Annotated in this window: 14 protein-coding genes; 5 read left to right on the top strand and 9 right to left on the bottom strand. The window is 66.2% G+C overall.

Annotation, left to right across the window (positions count from 1 at the left end; genetic code table 11):
* The first annotated feature begins 47 nt into the window (after nt 1-47).
* The gene (locus B2W55_RS03635) at nt 48-497 is read left to right on the top strand and encodes a tautomerase family protein (protein ID WP_024579047.1); all 450 of its coding nucleotides are present in this window, start codon (nt 48-50) and stop codon (nt 495-497) included.
* 10 nt (nt 498-507) lie between these two features.
* Here the strand turns inward: B2W55_RS03635 and B2W55_RS03630 are convergent, their stop codons facing one another.
* Nucleotides 508-1,809: a PQQ-dependent sugar dehydrogenase gene (locus B2W55_RS03630; protein WP_024579046.1), complete on the bottom strand. Its 1,302-nt coding sequence runs from the start codon at nt 1,807-1,809 to the stop codon at nt 508-510.
* Nucleotides 1,810-2,288: 479 nt separating this feature from the next.
* Between B2W55_RS03630 and B2W55_RS03625 the strand changes: the two genes are divergently transcribed.
* Nucleotides 2,289-2,573 carry a hypothetical protein gene (locus B2W55_RS03625; RefSeq protein WP_024579045.1) on the top strand — a complete coding sequence of 95 codons (285 nt, stop codon included), beginning with the start codon at nt 2,289-2,291 and terminating at the stop codon, nt 2,571-2,573.
* A gap of 83 nt (nt 2,574-2,656) precedes the next feature.
* Here the strand turns inward: B2W55_RS03625 and B2W55_RS03620 are convergent, their stop codons facing one another.
* The 8 genes from B2W55_RS03620 to B2W55_RS03585 form a co-directional block, all read right to left on the bottom strand.
* Complete coding sequence (locus B2W55_RS03620; protein ID WP_024579044.1) at nt 2,657-3,853, bottom strand: acyl-CoA dehydrogenase family protein; 1,197 nt, start codon at nt 3,851-3,853, stop codon at nt 2,657-2,659.
* A gap of 22 nt (nt 3,854-3,875) precedes the next feature.
* Nucleotides 3,876-4,664 carry an ABC transporter ATP-binding protein gene (locus B2W55_RS03615; RefSeq protein WP_024579043.1) on the bottom strand — a complete coding sequence of 263 codons (789 nt, stop codon included), beginning with the start codon at nt 4,662-4,664 and terminating at the stop codon, nt 3,876-3,878.
* Nucleotides 4,665-4,724: 60 nt separating this feature from the next.
* Nucleotides 4,725-6,053, bottom strand: a complete 1,329-nt coding sequence (locus B2W55_RS03610; RefSeq protein ID WP_029878792.1) for an ABC transporter substrate-binding protein — start codon at nt 6,051-6,053, stop codon at nt 4,725-4,727.
* 28 nt (nt 6,054-6,081) lie between these two features.
* Nucleotides 6,082-7,119, bottom strand: coding sequence for a branched-chain amino acid ABC transporter permease (locus B2W55_RS03605; RefSeq protein ID WP_024579041.1), 1,038 nt, complete (start codon nt 7,117-7,119; stop codon nt 6,082-6,084).
* 3 nt (nt 7,120-7,122) lie between these two features.
* Nucleotides 7,123-8,013, bottom strand: coding sequence for a branched-chain amino acid ABC transporter permease (locus B2W55_RS03600; RefSeq protein ID WP_024579040.1), 891 nt, complete (start codon nt 8,011-8,013; stop codon nt 7,123-7,125).
* Nucleotides 8,013-8,921, bottom strand: a complete 909-nt coding sequence (locus B2W55_RS03595) for an ABC transporter ATP-binding protein (protein ID WP_200894402.1) — start codon at nt 8,919-8,921, stop codon at nt 8,013-8,015. The genes B2W55_RS03600 and B2W55_RS03595 overlap by 1 nt, the downstream gene beginning before the upstream one ends.
* Before the next feature lie 25 nt (nt 8,922-8,946).
* Nucleotides 8,947-10,047, bottom strand: a complete 1,101-nt coding sequence (gene sfnG / locus B2W55_RS03590) for a dimethylsulfone monooxygenase SfnG (protein ID WP_024579038.1) — start codon at nt 10,045-10,047, stop codon at nt 8,947-8,949.
* 667 nt (nt 10,048-10,714) lie between these two features.
* Nucleotides 10,715-11,971, bottom strand: a complete 1,257-nt coding sequence (locus tag B2W55_RS03585) for a serine hydrolase domain-containing protein (protein ID WP_371412423.1) — start codon at nt 11,969-11,971, stop codon at nt 10,715-10,717.
* A 187-nt stretch (nt 11,972-12,158) separates the two neighbouring features.
* Between B2W55_RS03585 and B2W55_RS03580 the strand changes: the two genes are divergently transcribed.
* The 3 genes from B2W55_RS03580 (at nt 12,159) to B2W55_RS03570 (ending at nt 16,588) form a co-directional block, all read left to right on the top strand.
* Nucleotides 12,159-13,316 (top strand): caspase family protein, encoded by a 1,158-nt coding sequence (locus B2W55_RS03580; protein ID WP_024579036.1) that lies wholly within the window; start codon nt 12,159-12,161, stop codon nt 13,314-13,316.
* A 98-nt stretch (nt 13,317-13,414) separates the two neighbouring features.
* Complete coding sequence (locus B2W55_RS03575; protein ID WP_024579035.1) at nt 13,415-13,846, top strand: hypothetical protein; 432 nt, start codon at nt 13,415-13,417, stop codon at nt 13,844-13,846.
* Between the two features lie 300 nt (nt 13,847-14,146).
* Nucleotides 14,147-16,588 (top strand): sensor domain-containing protein, encoded by a 2,442-nt coding sequence (locus B2W55_RS03570; RefSeq protein ID WP_100555034.1) that lies wholly within the window; start codon nt 14,147-14,149, stop codon nt 16,586-16,588.
* The last annotated feature ends 491 nt before the right edge of the window (nt 16,589-17,079 follow it).

Genomic DNA, 17,079 nt, shown 5'->3' with positions numbered 1-17,079 from the left:
CCTGTGCCGAAGCTCGGTGAAATCGACATTCAGCCGAGGTGACGCAGATGCCAACCTATACCTGCACAAGCGCCGAGGGCCGCCTCAGCGCGGAACAGAAAAGCCGGATCGCAAGCGAGATCACCCGGATCCACGCCGAGGTGACCGGCGCGCCGAGCTATTTCGCGCAAGTGATCTTCAGCGAGGTCGCTTCCGGCAACTGGTTCATGGGCGGCGTCCCGGTCGCGCATGACCATATCTTCGTCTACGGCCACATCCGCTCCGGCCGCGCCGCGGTCGACAAGACACGGATGATCAGGCTGATGGCGGACGCAATCAGAGCGGCCGCCAATGTCGATAGCACGCGCGCGGTCTGGGTCTATCTCAACGAATTGCAGCCGCGACAGATGATCGAATTCGGCCACGTGCTGCCCGAACCCGGCGATGAACCGGCCTGGACCGAGGCGCTGCCCGACGCCGATCGCAGCTTCATGCAATCGATCGGCAAGCGACGCTGAGCCCGCGCCGCTACGCTCCGGTCACGCGCCAGATCACGTTGCCGACATCGTCGGCCATCAGCAGCGAGCGGTCGGGGCCGATCGCGACGCCGACCGGCCGGCCGTAGGACACCTTCTCGTCGGGCGCGAGGAAGCCCGACAGGATGTCGCGCGCCGGACCGGAGGGGCGGCCGTTCTCGAATGGCACGAACACCACCTTGTAGCCCGACAGCGTCGAGCGATTCCACGAGCCGTGCTGGCCGATCACCATGCCGTCGGGGAAACCCGGCAGCGTGCCCTGCGGCATCCAGCACAGGCCGAGCGAAGCGGTGTGGCCGCCGAGCGCGTAGTCCGGCTGGATCGCCTTGGCGACCATCGCCGGATCCTGCGGCACGCGATCGTCGATTGTCTGTCCCCAATAGCAATAGGGCCAGCCGTAGAAGCCGCCGTCGCGCACCGAGGTCAGATAGTCCGGCGGCGTTTCATCGCCGATGCCGTCGCGCTCGTTGACGACGGTCCAGAGCACATTGGTGGTCGGCTCCCAGGCGAGCCCGACCGGGTTGCGCAGGCCGCCGGCGAAGATGCGGCTGGTGCCGGCGGCGAGATCGAGCTCGTAGATTGCGGCGCGGCCTTGCTCGACCGCCATGCCGTTCTCGGCGATGTTGCTCAGCGAGCCGACGCCGGCATAGAGCTTCGTGCCGTCGGCGCTCGGCAGCAGGCTGCGGGTCCAGTGCCCGTCGGGCTTGAAGGTGACGAGCTTGCGTCCTTGCGCCGTGATGCGGTCCGCGCCCGCGGTGTAGGGAAACGCCACCACGCCGTCGGTGTTGCCGACATAGAAGGTGTCGCCGATCAGCGCCATGCCGAACGGCTGGCGCAATCCCTCCATGAAGGCCCCGCGGCTTTCGGCGACACCGTCGCCGTCGCGGTCGCGCAGCAGCGTGATGCGGTTGGCGCTGACGCCGAGCGCCGCGGCGCGCCGCATCGTCGCCTGCATCGCATAATGGAAGACGCTGCGCGGGGTGCCCGCGATCTGGGTTGCCTCCGCGATCAGCACGTCGCCATTGGGCAGCACGTTGATCCAGCGCGGGTGATCGAGCCCGGTGGCAAAGGCGTTGACCTTGAGCCCGGGCGCGGCAACCGGCAGCTGCCCCTTGTCCCAGCCGCGCGCGGTCGGCATCTTCAGGGTCGGGATCGCGCCTTGCGATTTCGCCGCCGGAATCTGCGGCGCACTGCCCCAGGCCGGCGCGGGCTGCGCGCCCTGCATCCGCCGCCACGCCACGGCGCCGGCCCCGATCGCCGCGACGACGCGGGCAAAAACTCCAGACGTGCTCATGAACTTCCCCTGTCTTGCGCCATGTGATGGCGCCTTGTCATTGCCTTGCAGGCCGGCCGCGACCTGCCGGGAGCATTGGCATAATGCCGGCCCTGATGACAGTAGTTATACGATCTTCGCAGCTGCCCTCGAATCGAGGAAACTCGCTTTCACGCTCCCTTGTCTGAGCGTTTTCCTCCCTGAGACCTTGCCCGCCCCGGTCGGCGGGCTTCCTTTTACAACACCCTCGGAGCTTTCGAAGCGCCGCAGGCTCGGCCGCGGCCGTCGTTATAGCCGAGAAGGCATAGCGGGCCGCGGGGAAGCATTCTACCGGGCATATCAGCGGCGCCGGCCTGCACGCGCGCAAGCCCTCCTCACCAATTCCTGATCCGACGCTCGCGCAGCTTTGCCTTCGCAGGCTGCATGGCAGGGCTGGAACGCTGGCCCATGCCAGCCGTTGGTCGTGACCCCAGCAAGGAGAGCGTGCAAGGAGAGCATGAATGCAACGGAAGACCAAGATATTGTCCCTGGCCGCGGCATCGCTGATCGCAACGACGGCGGGCGCGTTCGCGCAGGGCTATTATCCGTACGGGAACTCGCGTGCCTATTACGACGGCCCGCGCTATGTCACGGTTCAACCGCGCGTGATGTACCAACCGGCACAGCCGGGCTGGTATGGCGCGATGAACGGCAGCAACCATCCGACGCCGAGCTCGTCGCAGGGCGACGTCGGCCCTGAAGGCAACAACAACGGCACCCTGACCGGCGTCTACCGGCAGTGGTAGCCACGCAATTCAAGGGCCCATCGCTCGGTTCGCGCGATGGGCCCTTTTGCTTGCGCCGCTGCACTCCGCGTTGAACGCGACGGCTATTCTCCGCCCTCGTAAAACAGTTCGAGCGGCAGGCCGACCAGCGCCTTCCCGATCCAGTCGCGCGCGATGACATTGGACGGTCCCATCGCGATCGCCGCGCGCGCGTCGCGATAGGCGCGCTCGATCGGACCACGGTGATAGCCGTAGCCGCCGGTCACCGTCAGCGCCGTCGCCGCGACCTTGTTGGCGACCTCGGCGGCATGCACCTTGAACTCGGTCAGCGGAATCAGGATTTCGCTTTGCGGCTTGCCGGCACGCCAGAGCGCGTCGAGCTTGCCTGCCAGTTCGTTGCGCCACGGCCGCAGCGTCTCAACCAGCACCTTGGCGGCGCCCAATTCCTGGCGGATCGCCTGATAATCGGACAGGCTCTTGTTCCTGTCCTTGTGCACGAAGCTCGTGGTGTGGGCGATTGCGGCGTTCAGCGCACCGCGCGCGACGCCTTCCCAGACCGCACCGAGCCCGATCAGATAGACCGGCGAGACGCCGTCATAGATGATCTCCTTGCCCTGCCCTTCGGCACCGAGCCGGTCGCGCTGTGGAACGAGCACGTTGCTATAGCGGATCGGGCCGGAAGAGTTGGCGCGAACGCCGAGCGCATCCCAGGGCCTGGACTCGATACCCTCGGCGTTGCCGTCGACGATGAAGAAGATGATGTCGGCCTGGTCCTTGGCACCGGGCGTGCGGGTCTGCACCACGTAATAGTCGGCCTGCCCCGAACTCGTCGTGAATGACTTCTCGGCGTTGACGCGATAGTCGTCGCCGTCACGCGAGGCTTCGGACAGATTGTACCACCAGTGACCGCCGGTGGCGCGCTCGCTGGTCGAGTATGTCCCGAGCAGGCCGCCATTGCTGGCCTTCAGCCAGCGTTCCTTCTGATCGGCGTTGCCGAACAGGTTGATGGTCTGGGCAGCCCCGACATGCATGACATAGACGAGGCCGGTCGATGCATCGGCCTGCCCGATCCGGTAGGCCGCTTCGGCGAAGTCGACATGACTGAGGCCAAGCCCGCCGAACTGCGGCTCGTTGAGCACACCGGTCCAGCCGGCCTCCGCCAGCGCGCGAAGGTTCTCGCGCGGGAAACGGCTTTCGCGATCGTTGCGATCGGCATTGACCTTCACCGTCGTGTCGATGGCGGCATCGAGCCTGGCATAAACGTCGTCGTCGATCTTGCGTGCGAGATTGTCGTTGGCCATGGTCAGTTTCTCCGGGTTGCAATCATGCGACAGCCTGGCTCGGCTGCCTCCGGCTCAGATCGTCCTGCGACGACCCGCCGAGATAATGTGTCTTGATGTCCGCGCGCTGCCGCAGTTCGGCCGCCGCGCCCGACAGCACGCTGCGCCCGTTCTCGAGCACGACGGCGTGGTCGGAGAAGCGCAGCGCCACCGTCGAATTCTGCTCCGCGACCAGGATCGACAATCCTTGCTCGCTGTTGAGCTGCTTGAGCGCGCGAAAGATTGCCTCGACGACCAGCGGCGCGAGACCCATCGAGGGCTCATCGAGCACCAAGAGCCGCGGGCGCGACATCAAGGCGCGGCCGATCGCCGTCATCTGTTGCTCGCCGCCCGAGGTCAGGCCGGCCAGCGAGCGGCGATGCTGCTTGAGGCGCGGAAACAATGCGTAGATGCGGTCGAGGTCCACGGCGATCTCGGCCCGCCGCGCATCGCGCCCCATCGCGCCGGTGATCAGATTCTCCTCCACCGTCAACGAGGCAAAGCAGTGCCGTCCCTCGAGCACCGGCACCAGGCCGGCGCGCACCAGCTCCGCCGCCGGCTCGCCGGCGATGTCACGGCCATCGAACGCGATGCGGCCGGCAGTGACCTGGCCGCGGCGGGCGGACAGCAACGCCGAGACCGCCTGCAACGTGGTCGACTTGCCGGCGCCGTTGGCACCGAGCACGGCGACGATCTCGCCCCGCCGCACCGCGAGCGAGACGTCGCTGACCGCGGCGATCGCGTGGTTGTAGGTCGCGGCCAGGCCTTCGACCGAAAGCAGAACGTCGCTCATCGCGTGATCCATTCCGTTGGGGACGCGGGAGCCGGATGGCTCCCGCGATCTCTCGACACCTCAGTTGCTGACCGGGTCGTCACCCGAGGTGCGAACCTTGATGCCGTGCTCCTTGGCGTAGGCGGCCGCGGACTTCTCGATGATCGGGCGCAGGAAGGCCCAGTCCGGTGCGATCCAGCCGGAGACCACCTTCCATCTGCTGCCGTCCCATTGCTGGAAGGTGACGCGGCCGTCGCCTTCGTGATTGTCCCAGGTGACGTTGATCGAATGGAACAGATCCTTGGCGCCGAGCGCTTCGACCCGCGCCGGATCGAGTTGCAGATGCTCGAAGCCCCAACGCACTTCGTCGCCGGTCAAGGTGCGCTTGCCGAACTTCGCCTGTGCGATCCGGATCGCCTCGACATTGAGGATGCCGTTCACGATGCCGAGGTTGTGGTAGACGCTGCCGATCCGCTTCTTGTCGTCGAGATTGCCCTTGCCGGCGCCGTAGACGGTCTTGATCACCTCTTGCAGCACCGGATACTGCTCGCCCGAGGCCTGCGTGGTGATTGCGATATAGCCCTTGGCGGCGTCGCCGGCCGGGATCACGTCTTCCTCGGAGTTGGACCAGACGTTGCCGATGATGTGGTCGGCCGGAAACCCGACCTTCTGCGCGGTCTTCAGCGCCACCGGATTCATCACGCCCCAGCCGCGCAGCACCACGTAGTCAGGCTTGGCGCGCCGGATCGACAGCCACTGCGATTGCTGCTCGTTGCCGGGATGCGGCACCTCGATCTGCTCCAGGCTGAACTGATACTTGTCGGCCAAGAGCTTGTAGATCGGGATGGTCTCCTTGCCGTAGGGCGAGCCGTGATAGAGCACGACGAGTTTCTTGCCCTTCAGCTTGTCGATGCCGCCCTCGCGGCCCGCGATATAATTCACGATGCCGGAGGTCTCGCTGTAGGGATTGAGCAGCAGCGGGAAGACGTAGGGGAACACCCGGCCGTCGGTCGAATCGGTGCGGCCGTGATTGATGGTGATGAGCGGCACCTTGTCCTTGGTGATGCGGTCGATCATGGCGTAGGCGATGCCGACCGACAGCGGATTCCAGGCCGCGACGCCGGGCCGGCCCTTCAGCCGTTCATAGACCTCGACGCCGCGCTCGACCTCGTACTGGGTCTCACCCTCGTCCCAGGTCAGCTTGACGCCGTTGACGCCGCCATCGCGGATGTTGATCAAATTGAGATAGTCGATGAAGCCGCCGAAGAAGCCGGTGCCGCCGGCCGCATAGGGCCCGACCCGGTAGCTTTGCAGGGGAAAGAACTGCTCGTCGGCGCGTGCCGGTGCCCCGCCGAGCGAGACCACCGCCGCGGCGGCCAGAACGAATTTCAGAACTCGTGATCGTATCATCTTCAGCCTCTCCGTTTTCAAGGAAATCTCACGTCGCCGCCGCGCCGCGTTTGACGATTGCCGCCCACAGCCGGTCCCACAGCGCGATCAGCCCGCGCGGCTCGGCGATCAGGAAGGCGATGATCAGCGCGCCGATCACGATGCGCTGGCTCATCTCGAGCACGCCCGAATCGAACAGCCCGCCGAGCAGCGCCGCGCCGGCGCGCGACAGCAGCAGCGGGAACACCACGATGAAGGCGGCGCCGAGAAACGCGCCGCGCAGCGAGGCGAGCCCGCCGATGATGATGATGAACAGGATCTGGAACGAGCGATCGAGATTGAAGCCGGCCGGCTCGACCGTGCGCAGATAGGCGAATGCCCACAGCACGCCGGCGATGCCGATCAGGAACGACGAGACGCCGAACGCCAGCAGCTTGGTGCGCAGCAGCGGCACACCGATCACCTTGGCGGCGATCTCATGATCGCGCACCGCGATGAAGTTGCGGCCGCTCTGCGCGCGCAGCAGCCGCCAGGTCAGGAAGGTCGCTGTCGTCACGACGATCAGGGAGAACAGATAGCGTCCCGCCGGCGTCGTGAACGAGATGCCGGCGACACGCAGCGCGGGTGCATCGATCACGCCGGACGGATTGTCGTTGGAGAACCAGCCGAACTTGGTCAGCGCCCACTGTACGAAGAATTGCGCCGCGAGCGTCGAGACCGCGAGGTAGAAGCCGCGCAACCGCAGGCTCGGTAGCCCGAACAGGATGCCGATCGCGGCCGCGACCAGGCCGGCCAGCACCAGATCGACCAGCAGCGGCAGTTGCGGCAGCCGGAGGTGGAGATTGTAGGCAGCGTAGGCGCCGACCGCGAGGAACGCGGCGGAGCCAAGCGACACCTGCCCGGCATAGCCGGTGAGCAGATTGAGGCCGACCGCGGCGAGCGCAAGCGCCAGGAACGGCGTCAGCACCGCATCCATCAGATAGTCCGAGCCGAAAAACGGGATCGCGCCAAAGGCGATCACGGCGGCCGCGATGCCCGCGAATGTCGCGAGGCCAGACACGGCGCGTGTCGATGCTGCTGCGGACATCGCCTAGACTCTCTCCACCAGCTTCTGGCCGAACAGCCCCGACGGCCGCACCAGCAGCAGCACCAGCGCCACGACATAGGCGGCCCAGGCCTCGATGCCGCCGCCGAACAGCGGCCCGACATAGACCTCCGCGAGTTTCTCGATCGCGCCGATCAGAAGGCCGCCGATGATCGCGCCCGCGATCGAATCGAAGCCGCCGAGCACCAGCACCGGAAGCGCCTTCAGCACCACGAGCGAGAGCGAGAACTGCACGCCGAGCCGTGCGCCCCACAACAGCCCGGCGACCAGCGCGACGATGCCGGAGGCCGTCCACACGCTGGCCCAGACCCGCGGCAGCCGCAGCCCGACGGCCAGCGCCGCGAACGGATCGTCGGCGACGGCGCGGAACGAGAGCCCGGTCCGGGTGTAGCGGAAGAACAGTGCGAACAGCGCCACCAGGCTGCCCGCGACCGCCGCGGCGAACAGGTCGAAACGGCTGATGAAGACACCGGCGATGTCGAGCGGCACGTCGCTGATGCCGATGTCGAGGCCATGGACCTGGGTGCCCCACAACAGCTGCGCCGCGCCCTCGATCACATAGGACAGGCCGAGCGTCGCCATGAACAACGTGATCGGCGGCTGGTTGACCAGCGGCCGCAGCACCGTGCGCTCGACGGCCACCCCGAGCGCGACCATGATCACGAGCGTGATCAATAGTGCGAACGGGAACGCGATGCCTCGCTCGACCAGGCTGACGAAGGTCAGCGCCGCGAACAGCAGCATCGCGCCCTGCGCGAAGTTGAGCACGCCCGAGGTTTTGTAGATCAGCACGAAGCCGATCGCGACCAGCGAGTACATCACCCCCGACAGCAGGCCGCCGACCAGGACCTCGATGAAGAACTGATAGTCGAACATCAGACCGCGAGCTCCGTCACGTCGTCATGCGCGACGCCGAGATAGGCGTCGATCACGGCCTGGTCGGACCGCACCTCGCCGGGCGTGCCGTCGGCGATCTTTCGGCCGTCGTCGAGCACCGCGATGCGATCGGACAATCCCATCACCACGCCGATGTCGTGCTCGATCAGCACGATGCTGGCGCCATAGCTGTCGCGCGCATTGCGCACATGCTCGGACAGTTCGCGCTTCTCGCCCGCCGTGACGCCCGCGAACGGCTCGTCCAGCAGCAAAAGCCGCGGCCGCGCCACCAGCGCCCGCGCCAGCTCGACCCGCTTCTGCACGCCGTACGGCAACGTTCCCGCGGCGCGGTCGCGGACCTCGGCAAGATGCAGGAAGCCGATGACGTCCTCGGCGGCGGCGCGGTTCTCGGCTTCGATCCGGCGCGCCAGCGGCGAACCGATGATCTGGCGCAGGAAGCCGGTGCGGACGCGATGCGCTAGCCCCATCAGCACGTTGTCGAACACCGACAGGCCCTTGAAGATCGCGAGGTTCTGGAAGGTGCGCGCGACGCCGTGCGCGGCGAGATCCGCCGTCGGTACCTGCGCGAACCCATGCGCGCCGAACCAGACCCGGCCGCGATCGGGTCGGTAGAGCCCGCTGATGACGTTGAGCAGCGAGCTCTTGCCGGCGCCATTGGGGCCGATCACGGCGCGGATTTCCCTCGGCGCGACCTCGATATCGACGCCGCGCAGCGCCGCGACGCCACCGAATGTCAGCGCGATATCGGTGAGCGCCAGCACCGGCCGGTCCGCGCGATCCGTGGCCTTCGCGCGCACCCGATCGCCTGCACCGGCGATCGCCAGCGCGCGCGCCGCGGCCTCCGCCGGAGCGGCCTCGAGCGCAAGGATGCCGGCATTCGTCATCATCGCCGTCACGTCGCTGGGCTCCCCGTCACTCGGCGGCTTCGGCATGCGCGGCGGTCTTCGCCTCCAGCGCACGCACCAGCGGGATGACGCGGCGGCCGAAATATTCGACCTCTTCCTGGAAGTGCAGGAAGCCGAGCAGCACGAGATCGACGCCGACCTCCTTCAGCGCGACGATGCGCTCGGCGATCTGCTCCGGCGTGCCGATCAAATTGGTCTTGAAGCCGTCATTGTACTGGACGAGATCCTCGAAGCTCGATTGCGCCCAATTGCCCTGGCCTTCCGGCGAGGCCTTGCCGGCGTTCTTCACCTCGTGCCCGAAAGCATGGACCGCCTCCGGATCGGCCTTGACGATGATCTCGTCGAGCACGGCGCGCGCCTCGGCCTCGCTGTCGCGCGCGATCGCGAACGCATTGACGCCGATCTTGACCGCATGGTTGTTGGCGCGCGCCTTGGCCCTGATGTCGTCGACCTGCTTCTTGATCTCCGCGACCGAATTGCCGTTGGTGAAGTACCAATCCGACACGCGCGAGGCCATGTCGCGCGCGGCGCGCGAGCTGCCGCCCTGGAAGACCTCCGGCAGCGGCTGGGCCGGCTTCGGCTTCAGCGTGTAATCCGAGAAGCGGTAGAAATCGCCGCGGAAGGTGAAATTGTCCTGGGTCCAGATTCCGCGCAGCGCGCGGATGAATTCCTCCGAGCGGCGATAGCGTTCGTCGTGATCGAGCCAGGGCTCGCCGATCGCGGTGAACTCGCCGCGGAACCAGCCGCTGACGATGTTGACGGCGACACGGCCTTCGGTGAGCTGGCTGATGGTGGCGATCTGCTTGGCCGCCACCGCCGGATTCCACGGTCCGGGCAACAATGCCGCGATCACCTTCAGTTTCGTCGTCGCAGCCAGCAATGCGTGACTGAAGGCGACCGGCTCATGCTGGAATTCGGCGCCGTAGCCGGCGGTGAAGCGGATCTGGCTCAGCGCGTAGTCGAAGCCGGCCGCCTCCGCGATCTGCGCCAGGCGGCGGTTGTAGTCGATGTCCCAACCGGTTCGCTGCTCGATCTTGCTGATGACCAATCCGCCGGAGACGTTGGGCACCCAGTAGGCGAACTTGATCGGATCATGGCTGGTGGTCATCTGGATGTCCTCGTGTCCTCAAGGGTGAATCGGTTGGCAGGCGACGAAAGGCGTGACGGGAAGCAGGCAGCACGATGCGTTCACGCTGCGCGATGTCAGCGAGTCCGGACGCGGCTCTGTTGCCGTCGTCTGTTCGGGATTGTTCGAGAGTGGGGGCGGTCAGCCCTGCTGATCCGCAGGACGCCGCCGATGCGTCAACAGCAGCCGGCGCAACATCGCGCGCGAGGCGCAACGCGGCTTCGAGAGATATCCAGGAGGTCCGTGCAAGTCATCCGCATTCCCCTCGCAAGCGCCATCGGCGAGCAATCAATAGTCTCAGAGAAAATGCGGGCGAGCGAGTCCAAGCCAAACTCTTTTTGGCCGGATCTGGAATAGCGGTATTCTCTTGTTGGCGCGAAACGCGTCGATTGCTGCTGCGCAGCCGAAATATCGCCGGCGATGGAGCGCGCATGTGTCGAGACGTCGGCGACGATGCACAAACGAGCGCTTGCCAGAGAATCCGTTTCTCTGCGACGGCGCTCGCTCTGCGCGCAGGTTCGGCATGAACGCACGATCACGCGTCAGACGTTTCGCTGGATCGATCGATTTTGGATGAAATGCATTTTCGGTTGGGTGCACGGCTGGCTGTCGGGAACCCCGTCGTCCCGACAGCCCATGCGACGCGGCGTTACTTCACCATCGCGCCGTAGACGATGTCCTGTACGTTCTCGCGATAGTATTTGCGCAGCTCGCCCGGTGCCGCGGTTCCCACCACCACGACGAGGCGCTCCTTCGGATCGCAGAAGAACTGCGTGCCATAGGCGCCGTTCCAGGTGAACTCGCCGGGATTGCCCGGCACCGACGACAGGCCTTCGCTGGTCCGCACCGCGACCGCCAGCCCGAAGCCGAAGCCGGCGCGATGCGGCTCGACCGCGGCGACGTTGTTCTTGATCTCGGGCCCGAGATGGTTCGACGTCATGTGATGCACGGTCTTGGGACCGAGGATGCGCTTGCCGTCGAGCTCGCCGCCGTTGAGCAGCATCTGGCCGAAGCGGAGATAGTCGCCGACGGTAGCGAACGAGCAGGCGCCGCCGCAGTCGAACCTGGTCGGTGTATCGAGCAGCTTGATCGATTGCGGCTTGCCGGTGAGCGGGTCGTCGGCGAACGGGCGCGCCAGCCGCGGGCGCTGGGCATCGGTCGGATGGAAGGTCGCGTCCGTCATGCCGAGCGGCGTCCAGACATTGGCCTTGAGATAGTCGCCGAGCCGCTGGCCGGACACCTTCTCGACCACGGCGCCGAGCACGTCGATCGAGAAGCCATATTCGAACTCGGTGCCGGGCTGATGCACCAGGGGCAACTGGGTGATGCGATCGATGAAGGCCTGGGTATCACCCTCGATGGCCGGTGCCGTGCCGTCGGGATAGAGCCGCGCCAGCGCGCTCGAACTGTCGGGCCGGCCGCCATACATCAGGCCGGAGGTGTGGCGATAGAGATCGTGGATGAAGATCGGGCGCGCCTGCGGCTCCATCGTCAGCGAACCGTCGGCCTGCTGCACGCCGACCTTCATGTCGGCGAACGCCGGATAATATTCGGCGACCGGCGCCTGCAACGGCAACTTGCCCTGCTCCATCAGCGTGAGACCGGCGACCGCCGCCATCGGCTTGGTCATCGAGGCCAGCGCGAAGACCGCATCGATCGGCATCGGCGTGCCCTTGACCGGATCGAGCTGGCCATAGGCCTTGTAATGCACCAGCCTGCCGTCGCGGGCGATCGCCACCACCGCGCCGGGCACCCGCTTGGCCGCGATCTCGCGGGCAAAGAAGTCGTCGAGCCGCGCCAGCCCCTGGTCCGAGAAGCCGACCTGGTGCGCGGCGGCTTCCGGGAGCGGCGGCGCAGCGCGAGCGATGTTGAAGGCAAGGCTTGTGGCGGCCGCAGCCGCGACCATGACGATTTTTCTCATTGTTTCCCCACCAGACATCGCGGGCGATTTTTCTTCGGTTCGCGGCCCGCCGCTCACGGGATTAGACCACGCCGACAACAACGACGACAAGACGCGACCGCGCAAGCCATTCCGATGGCCTGCCGGCGGCCGCTGAGGTAGCGTGTCCCCGTCACGTCGGATCGGGTCCAGCATGAACCGCCGCGCCTTCGTCTCGGGACTGGCCATCGCCGCAGCGCTCACGAGCTTTGCCCCGGCGACGGCGGCGGCCGACGGCAAGCGGGTGGCGCTGGTGATCGGCAACGGCGCCTACAGGAGCGTGCCGGCGCTGACCAATCCGCCGAACGACGCCGGCGATGTCGCCGCCGCGCTGCAACGTCTCGGCTTCGCCGTCAGCCTGATCCGGAACGGCGGCTTCGACGACATGCGGCGCGGGCTGATCGCATTCGGCCGCGAGGCCGCGGGCGCTGACATGGCGGCGGTGTACTTCGCCGGCCACGGCATGGAGATCAACGGCGACAACTGGCTGATCCCGGTCGATGCCGAGCTGAAACGGGATACCGACGCCGCCAACGAGGCCATCAACCTGCAAAGCGTCATGCTGCAAGTCTCCAGCACCACGAGTCTCGGCCTCGTCATCCTCGATGCCTGTCGCAACAATCCGTTCGCCGCGAAGATGAACCGGTCGATCGCGATGCGCGCCGCCCCCAGCAACGGGCTCGGCCGGATCGAGCCGGTCGGCAACGTGCTGGTCGCCTATGCCGCGCGCGACGGCACCACCGCGCTCGACGGCGACGGCCGCAACAGCCCGTTCGCCACGGCGCTGTTGCACAACATCGAGGCGCCGGGCGTCGAGGTCACCTTCATGTTCCGCAACGTCCGCGACGACGTGATGGAGGCGACACGCAACGAGCAGCAGCCGTTCGTCTACGGCTCGCTGTCGCGCAAGGCGATCTATCTGGCTGGAGAGCCGGCGGTCGGCGCAACGGCCACGACGCAAGCGAACGCCGCACCGGCGGCGGCTGCTGTATTGCCGCCGCCCGCACCCCCGGCCGGCGCCATCGATCCCGCGCTGGTCGGCACCTGGGAGATCATGGTGGCGAGCGGCCGCGGCCAGTCGCGCTGGATCTGGCAGATCCTGGCCGACGGCACCTACAGATTCCACGCCGAGCCGTTCCGCTCGGCGCGATCGCATGAAGGCACGGTCACCTTCGCCAACGGCCGCTGGACCCTGCACGCGCTGAGGGGATTGCGCAATTACAGCGACGCCGGCTCCTACGAAGTCCATGACGCCACCGCCGTGATCACCGGCAAGCTCGGGACTGGGTATTGGAAGCGGAGCGTGGAGTGAGGCGCATGAGGCGATACAGCGGCGCGTTGAGGTCGAGAAGACCAGTCCGTGAGGCTTGCGAGCGCTGGCAAGATTTCGACAGATGAGAGGGCGATGATATGTACCGGTTACTGGCCATGATCTGCTTCAGCATCGTCACGCTGGCAATGGCGCGTCCCGCCTGCGCGGAAAAGATCTACTATCTTCACGATCCCGGCGGCAACACCGCTGCGCACATCTACACCTACACGCGGGTCAATGCGGAGTATGATCGCGTGGTGATCGATGGTCGCTGCAAATCGTCCTGCACGACGGTGCTCGGAACCGTCCCCCTCAACAAGATCTGCATTACCCCGAACGGCTACTTCATGTTTCACGCCGCGCATCACGGTGACCGCAGCATCAACCCCGGTGAGACTCAGCTGATGATGTCGTCCTATGCGCCCGCGGTGCGCGACTGGGTTCTGAAGCACCATGCGCTCGATCAGGTGGATCCTTACACATACCTGTACGCCAGGAACGTGACGTTCATCCGCCGCTGCAACAAGTAACCCTGCGGGCCACGAACGGGCCGACGCCGCGACCGAGTTCCTCCGTAGACCCGCCACCCGTTGCGGGATTCACCGATACTATACCAAATCTGCGGAAGAACCCCGGACTGTGACCTGGGTCGCTCCAAGGTTGCCGCGCGATATGCTATCGAATTTGCCGTATAATTTGTACGTTGGCTCATTTTTGGCTGGGGACCGATGGCCGCTCGTAGATTGCCGCAAGGGCAGGCCCCCACACGGGTAGCGCGTCGCCGCTGGAATGAGGAACGGTCACTGCGGTGTGCCATCAGGATGGCCCGCATGGGCTATTGGGAATCACACAGCGCGGCCGCGACCGACGTCTGGATATCACCCGAATTCGCCGCCTTCTACGAGTTCGAGACAGTCGACGGCTTCATCCCGATCGCCACGGTGCGCGGGCGTTATTTGCCTGAAAGCCAGAAAGTCCTGGAAACGCATTACGCCGCCTGCTGGGCGGACGGGCAGCCCTACGCCGTGCAAACCAGGCTCCGCAAGTCCGATGGCAGCGTGCTCGACTGCGTGGTCCATGGCGAGCCGGAATTCGACGCCCGCGGTCAGGTCCGGCGCGTCTCCGGTATCGTCCGCGACGTCACGGAGGAAACCTCCGCGCTGCGGCGCTTGGCCGAGAGCGAGCAACGGCTGGCCGATTTTGTCTCCACCGCCTCGGACTGGTGCTGGGAGAGCGCCCCCGACCATCGGCTGCTGCCCTATCCCAGATCGCTTCCCGGCAATGCCGCGTTCCAGACCGTGGCCTCCGGCGGGAAGGCGCGCTGGGAGCTGGCCTATGCGCCCGAAGACGCGGAGGGCATGGCGCAGCACCGGGCCGACATGGAGGCCCATCGCCCTTTTCGCGACTTCATCTATACGTTGATCGGCAAGGACGGGTCGCGCGTCAGCATCTGCACCAGCGGCAAGCCGATCTACGCCGACGATGGCAGCTTTCTCGGCTATCGCGGCACCGCCAGCGACATCACCCAGCTCAGGGCGGCCAAGGCGCTGCTCGACCAGCGCACGCGGGCACTGGAGGAAGCGCACCGGCTCGGCAAGATCGGCACCTGGAGCTACCGGCTCGACACCGGGCGCACGACCTGGGCGTCCGAACTCTACCAGCTGCTCGGCTTCGATCCCGACACGTTCGAGCCGACCGATGAGACCATCAGGCCCCGTTTCCTCGGCGCCGACGCCGACCGCTTCCGCGACGTGCAAAAGCGGGTTCTCCGCACCCGTGCGACCGAAGCCACCGATCTGCGCATCGTGCACGCGGACGGCACTCCCCGCGATCTGGCCGTGATCTGCAAGGCAGAGGTCGCCCACGACAAGGTCATCGGCATCATCGGCACCGTGCAGGACGTCACCGAGCGCAAGGAGGCCGAGCGCCAGCTCGAGCAGCTCGCCTACACCGATCCTTTGACCGGGCTTGCCAATCGCGCGCTGTTCACGCGCCAGCTCGCAACCCTGATCGAAGGTTGCGCCCAGCAAGGCCGCCGCGGCGCGCTGCTGCTGATCGACCTCGATCGCTTCAAGGAGGTCAATGATTCCCTCGGCCATGCCGCCGGCGACAAATTGCTGGTCCAGGTGGCGGCCGCGCTGCGCCAGGAATTGGGGCCGCGCGCCTTCATCGCCCGGCTCGGCGGCGACGAATTCGCCGTGCTGGCAGAGGGATACGGCATGTCCGACGTCGCGCTCACCGAACTCGCCAACCGGCTGATCGTCAAGCTGTCGGTCCCCGTCGATCTCACCGAGGGCGAGGCTTGTGTCGGCGCCACCATCGGCATCGCCCGCCTGCCGGAGCATGGGGCGACGGCGGAGACGGCCGCGCGCAACGCCGACCTCGCGCTCTACATGGCCAAGGAGGCCGGGCGCGGCCGGGCGCAACTGTTCGAGCCGGTCTATGCCCAGGCGGTCGATCAACGGCTCGATCTCGGCCGGCATCTGCGCCACGCCGTGGAAGCTGGCACGCTCGAGGCCCATTACCAGCCGCAGCTCGACCTGAGGACCGGTCGCGTCACCGGCTTCGAGGCGCTGCTGCGCTGGACCCATCCCGAGCGCGGGCCGATCTCGCCGGCGGAGTTCATCCCGATCGCCGAAAGCTCCGGGCTGATCGTCGACCTCGGCCTGTGGGTGCTGCGTGAGGCCTGCCGGCAGGGCCGCATCTGGCTGGATGCCGGATTGCCGCCGCGCGCCGTCTCGGTCAACGTCTCTCCGGCGCAGATCTGGAACGTGGATTTCGAGACCGCGGTCTCGGCCGTGCTGGCGGAGACCGGCTTTCCCGCCAAGCTGCTCTGCCTGGAGCTGACCGAAAACCTGTTCGTGGATCACACCGAGCAGCGGATCAGCCGCACGCTGACCGCGCTCTCCGATCTCGGCGTGCGCTTGGCGCTGGACGATTTCGGCTCGGGCTATTCCTCGCTCGGCTATCTGACGCGCCTGCCGTTCGATTGCCTCAAGGTGGACCGCGCCTTCGTGGATGGCATCTCCACCGCGCCGGAGAAGCGCAAGCTGCTCGGCGGCATCATCGCGCTATCGCACGGGCTCGGCATGACCGTGGTGGCGGAGGGCGCCGAATTGCCGGCTGAAGTGGACGTGCTCGGCGGGCTCGATTGCGACCAGGTGCAGGGCTTCGTGTTTTCCCCGCCCGTCGCAGCCGACAAGGCGACGCAGGTCGCCGCCCGCATCGAGCGCGAGGCATCCCGGATGCAGCCGAAGCAGAAGAGTCTTTGAGCCGTCACCATTCTTGGCAACTTCATTGCCCGCGGCTGAATAAAGTTACATTCGACCCGAGTTCCTGCCTGCGCAACAGGCCGGGGCGCATTTCGAAAATGGATTCAGATATTTAGAGCCTGAAATCCGATCGATTCCGGGCCGAATGACCGCCGCGCGTTCAAATCGCCGTGTGCGCCTTGCGCGCGTCAACCAGAGGGCGCATGTCCTGAGCATCCGATGCCAAGCTCCCTCCGCATCGATCCAGAACAGGCCCATCACGATTCAATCGAACCAGACCGGGCATGAAGCGACAAAACAGCCATCAACAATGAGCTTCCTGCCGGGCTGAAACTCTCAGCAATCATAAAACGATGCGTACACACTGTTGCGACTTCGTTTGGTTAAACGGGCTAATTGCACCTCCCTACGGTTGTGCGACTGAGGAGTCGCATCTAGCTTCCGCGCCGGCCGGAATTTTCATGTGAGTTGCCCAACGACGATTTCCCGCA

Source organism: Bradyrhizobium sp. UBA2491 (assembly GCF_002341725.1).
Classification (GTDB): domain Bacteria; phylum Pseudomonadota; class Alphaproteobacteria; order Rhizobiales; family Xanthobacteraceae; genus Bradyrhizobium.
This window is presented reverse-complemented; position numbering and strand designations above follow the sequence as displayed.